Genomic DNA, 4451 nt, shown 5'->3' with positions numbered 1-4451 from the left:
GGCACACGCACCGGCGGCGGTTTCACGCCTGGCGGCGGCGCGGGCGTCGCCCTCGGGAAGGGAACGATCACGCGGCCGGGAGTCGCCCGTGGCGTCGCCGTCGGCGCCGGGGTCGGCGGCGGCGTGGGAGTCGACGGTGTCTGGGCCTGGCGATCGGGCTCGTCGATGCGCGATCCCACACCGGCGTTAAAGGCGCTCAAAAACAGAAGCGCCGCGGCGAAAAGAAATCCAAGTAAAAACAGATACGGCAAACGCAATTTCTACCTCCTTGACCAAGACGGGCAGAACCCGTTGCCGCCGATTTCAACACGACGAGCGGTTCGCGGCTGTGACGCGGGCGATGAAAACGTTCATTCGACTGGTCGGTGGCGCTCCGATGGCGATCGTGATAGGCGACAAAAGGGAGATTCGAAGCGGGAGAAACGTCATGCCCGAGCCGATCGCCGATATCGACCCCACCCTGCCCCGCCAGGCGCGTTTCGCGCGGATGCACCGGATCGCGCCGGATGTGCTCGCCGGCTGCCCTGATCTTGTCAGCGCGATGGCGACCGCGGTGACGCTTGTCGCGCTGCACGCGCCCGAGCTTTTCTGGGTCGGGTTCTATCGCGCGGCGGCGGGTGAAAAGCTCATCGTCGGCCCGTATCGCGGCACGTTGGCCTGCACGGAAATCGCGTTCGGACGCGGCGTGTGCGGGCTTGCGGCGAGCACGCGGCAGTCGGTCGTTGTGCCAGACGTTGATGCGTTTGCCGGTCATATCGCCTGCGACGCCGCGTCGAAAAGCGAGATCGTCGTGCCGGTCATCCACGCGTCCGGCGCCCTGCTCGGCGTGCTCGACGCGGACAGCACGCGCCCCGGCGAATTCGACGACGCCGACCGCGAGGCGCTGGCGGCGCTCTGCGATCTTGTCGCGGCGCGGGCATCAGCCGCCGATCTTGCGCAGGGCGACGTAGTGCGCGGGTAGCAGGTTCTCCGGTGCGATCCCCAAAAGACGCAGCAGCGCGGCGATAAGGCGATACGCCAGGATGCGAAGCCGCCCGCCTGAGCCGCGCTCGCGCCATTGCGCGCGATACCACGCCTCGCCGTAGCCGAATTCGCGCGAGGCATCGGCCGCGGCGCCGTCCGCGGGAAAAAATTCCCGCCGCGTCGCGCCCCACCAGCCCGTGTTGGGATTGGCGAACTCCTCGTACGACCATTCGGGGCCGTATCGCCCGAAAATCCGGCAGAGCGTGTAAATTATGCGCGGCGGAAGATAGTGCGCCCACGGAATCGGCAGGCCGATGACGTGGTATTCGAACGGCCAGTAGCGGTTCTGGCTTTCGAGCACGACAAGCAACCCTCCCGGGGCCAGGCGCGACCAGCACGCATCGACGAGCGCCCGGCGAACGCGCGGATCGACGTGTTCGATCATCGCCGACATGAGCACGAGGTCGAACGTTTCGTCCGTGAAATCGGGCGTCGCCGCGATGCGCGGCTCCCAGCGTTCGAGGCCGAAATGCGCCTTTTTCGCGAGGCACACATCGATCATGCCGGCGTCGGGATCGAAACTGACGAGCTTTTCGACCATCCTCGATCGCAGCAAGACCTCGGAAAGATGTCCCGCGCTGCATCCAGGCTCGAGGACGCGCACCGGTTTGCCGCGCGCGTCGATCCACGCCAGCAGCGGCGCGAGCTTGGGCGCGCGCTCCTCGCGATAACGCAAATAGCGCGGCATGCGCGCGACGCCCTTGCGGCGGACGATGGCTTCGACGATCTCGCGCGAGTAGTCGGTGGGATAGCGTTTATCGCCGACGGTGACGACGCCGCCCGCGCCTTCGCGAACGAAAGACCAGGCGGACGCGTCGGGAGCGGAAGGCGCCGCGTCAGAAGACACTTTTCGCGCCGTAGAGACGGTAGGCGAATGTGCCGACAATCGTCAGCTCCTCATCGGGCCAGGATTCGGGGAACGGGGAAAAATCGGCCGCGTCCTCGACGGCGCGCCGGGCTCCCTGGTCGAGGAGCGGAAAACCGCTCGTACGCACGAGCTTGATCTCTTTCAGCCGCCCCGAACGCAGGATCGTGAAGGCAAGCGTGAGCTGGCCCTGCTGCCCGCGATACATGGCGTCCTGCGGGTAGACCCACGCCCACTCGATTTTCTCCTTCAGGCCGGAAAAATAGCCGAAATACTTGAACTCGCGGGTGTTGAGGCTAATTGCATTTCCCGGCACGCCCGAATCGGGATTGTAGGGCGATACGTTCCCGCCGCCGGCGGCGCCGCTTGCGCCATCGCGACTGGCCTGGTAGCCGACCGAGTCAATCAAATCGTCGAGCGATTTTTGCGTGGCCTTCTCGCCTTGGCCGGCCGCGCCTTCGCCGGCACCCTCGGTTTTCGGACGCATGCCTTCGCCGACCTCGGGAATCTCATAGCGGCGCGAGGGCTTCGGGGCGCCCGCCTTGCGACCCGGCTTTGGGGACTGACCGCGCGTTCCGACCTCGCCCTGAAACTCGTTGATGGGCACGTCCGCGCGATGCGTCTGCGTGTCCGCGCGGTGCGACCGCTCCGCCAGATACCGCGCGTCCTCCGGTGGGCGTTGGTTTGCCGGCAGCGGCGCGGTGACGACCTTTCCCGCACTCGGCGGAAGCGGCGCGTCCACCTGCGACAGGTCGATCCAGACGGGGGCGTCGCCGTCGGCCGATCGCTCGGGTGCGGGCAACAGCCAGAAAACGGCAAGCGCGAGCAGGTGAAAAAGTATGGACGCGACGGCCGCCCAATAGGCGAAGCGCCGCCCTTTGAGCCGTCGTAAATCGTCGCGCCAGGTCTCGTTCAAGGCATCTCCCGTTTCGCCTTCGCGTCAGGGAACGAGACTAACACAAAACGGCCCCGGAACTGGACCGGGGCCGCCGTGAAATTTCGCGTGCGTTGACGGGATTCGCTAGAAGCAGCCGCTGCAACCGCCGATGTCGTCGGAACTGATGCGAGCCTGCTCGAGGTTGTCGCCCGGAGGACCCGTGTCCTCGTCCGCGTCGTCGTCTTCGAGCGTGTCGTCGTCGCCGGTATCATCATCGTCGTCCGTCGCGTCGTCGTCGCTGCCTGCGTCGTCGTCATCGTCAACCGTGTCATCGTCCGTGGCGTCGTCGTCCGCCGCGTCGTCGTCCGCCGCGTCGTCGTCGGCGACATCGTCGTCGGCGGCCGTGTCGTCATCCTGCGCGTGCGCGATCGAGGCCGAGACGAAAAACGCGGCAAGAACGGCCGCGACAAAAACAAATGCGTGCGCAAATCGCCCGAATTTCATTGCATGCTCCTTGCTTACCGATGACGGGACGTTTCGGAAACGCGTCATTATCAGAATTTTGGGGGGTTTGCCAAGGCGCCAAGTCGGATCAAAGCAGAAAATACCAGACGAGGACCATGAAAACGAGAACAAAGGCGCCGAAAATGCCGACGACGGCGGTCGGGGATAGTCGCTGCTCGTCCCGAAGTCCGGCCTCTTTCCAGGTTTCGGAGCCCTCGACATTCAGGCGCGCGCGCTCGGCGACGCTGGCCGGATCCAGGAATTTCAGCTTGGTGTGCCCGACGACAATCGTGTCCTTGTGCCGCAACCTGACGCTTCGCGCCGCGCGATTGTTGATGAGCGTGCCGTTTCGCGAATCGAGGTCGCGAACGGTGACGCCCGCGTCGCCGGCGATGAACTCCGCATGCTGCTGCGAGATTTTTTCGTCGTCGATGCGAATGTTGCAATCGGTGGAACGTCCGAGCACGTAGCGCCCGGGCGGCAACAGGTATTTGGCACCTCGGCCGGCGCCGAAAAGAACCTCGATCGACGGGTAACGCGCCAGGTCGAGCTTTTTGCCGAGCGCCTCGGCCACAAGGTCGCCCCGCGTGGCCATGACCGTCTGTTCGCCGGCCGCGGGCGGGATCGCTTCGTCGAATTTTTTCGCGACGAAGCTTTGCGTCGGATCGCGCAGTTGATCGATCGTCCGAAAGGCGGTCATGCCCTGGGCGGCCGACTCCTCGGCGTCGTCCAGGACATGGATGTAGAACTGGTTGCTGCCAATGATGAGTTCGTCGCCCTCGCGCAACTCGCGCATCCCGTCGATCCGGTGATTGTTCAGGAAGGTGCCGTTGCGGCTGCCCATGTCCTTCACTTCCACACGGTTTTCGACGACGTAGATCTTCACGTGCTGGCGCGAGACGTTGTCGTCCGCGAGAACGATGTCCGCGCCGGGGTCGCGCCCGACGAGCGTCATCACCTTGCGAAGCGGAAAAACGACTTTTCGACCGAGATCGTCCGTCGATACGAGCGCGTAGCCCATTGATCCATCGTCCCGATTGCGTTGCGTGGAATGCGATTTGACGGCGCGGGCCGCAAGATGTCAACGCCCGTGTGCCTGACTCCACGCGCGGCTGCTCAACGCGCCGGCACCGCCGCGCGGCCCCCGCGGCCCTTTTTGCGGCCGGCTCTTGCGCGCCGAAC

At 65.2% G+C, this 4451-nt stretch carries 6 protein-coding genes; 1 reads left to right on the top strand and 5 read right to left on the bottom strand.

Annotation, left to right across the window (positions count from 1 at the left end):
- On the bottom strand, positions 1–257 hold a 257-nt coding region (locus K8I61_05585), incomplete at its 3' end, for a hypothetical protein (protein ID MBZ0271487.1).
- A gap of 230 nt (positions 258–487) precedes the next feature.
- Between K8I61_05585 and K8I61_05580 the strand changes: the two genes are divergently transcribed.
- A complete protein-coding gene (locus K8I61_05580; protein MBZ0271486.1) occupies positions 488–961 on the top strand; it encodes a GAF domain-containing protein in 474 nt (157 codons plus the stop codon).
- On the opposite strand, the gene K8I61_05575 is transcribed toward K8I61_05580, so the two are convergent.
- From K8I61_05575 to K8I61_05560, 4 genes are all read right to left on the bottom strand, one after another.
- Complete coding sequence (locus K8I61_05575; protein ID MBZ0271485.1) at positions 920–1870, bottom strand: class I SAM-dependent methyltransferase; 951 nt, start codon at positions 1868–1870, stop codon at positions 920–922. The genes K8I61_05580 and K8I61_05575 overlap by 42 nt on opposite strands.
- Positions 1860–2804 carry an energy transducer TonB gene (locus K8I61_05570; GenBank protein ID MBZ0271484.1) on the bottom strand — a complete coding sequence of 315 codons (945 nt, stop codon included), beginning with the start codon at positions 2802–2804 and terminating at the stop codon, positions 1860–1862. The genes K8I61_05575 and K8I61_05570 overlap by 11 nt, the downstream gene beginning before the upstream one ends.
- A 105-nt stretch (positions 2805–2909) precedes the next feature.
- Positions 2910–3269 carry a hypothetical protein gene (locus K8I61_05565; protein ID MBZ0271483.1) on the bottom strand — a complete coding sequence of 120 codons (360 nt, stop codon included), beginning with the start codon at positions 3267–3269 and terminating at the stop codon, positions 2910–2912.
- 88 nt (positions 3270–3357) lie between these two features.
- A complete protein-coding gene (locus K8I61_05560; protein MBZ0271482.1) occupies positions 3358–4290 on the bottom strand; it encodes an FHA domain-containing protein in 933 nt (310 codons plus the stop codon).
- Between the last annotated feature and the right edge of the window lie 161 nt (positions 4291–4451).

This window comes from bacterium, from assembly GCA_019912885.1.
Classification (GTDB): domain Bacteria; phylum Lernaellota; class Lernaellaia; order JACKCT01; family JACKCT01; genus JAIOHV01.
This window is presented reverse-complemented; position numbering and strand designations above follow the sequence as displayed.

Excerpts from the sequence above, each read along its gene's own strand:
- K8I61_05565 (MBZ0271483.1), bottom strand. The coding sequence starts at position 3,269 with ATGAAATTCGGGCGATTTGCGCACGCATTTGTTTTTGTCGCGGCCGTT.
- K8I61_05580 (MBZ0271486.1), top strand. The coding sequence starts at position 488 with ATGCACCGGATCGCGCCGGATGTGCTCGCCGGCTGCCCTGATCTTGTC.
- K8I61_05560 (MBZ0271482.1), bottom strand. The coding sequence starts at position 4,290 with ATGGGCTACGCGCTCGTATCGACGGACGATCTCGGTCGAAAAGTCGTT.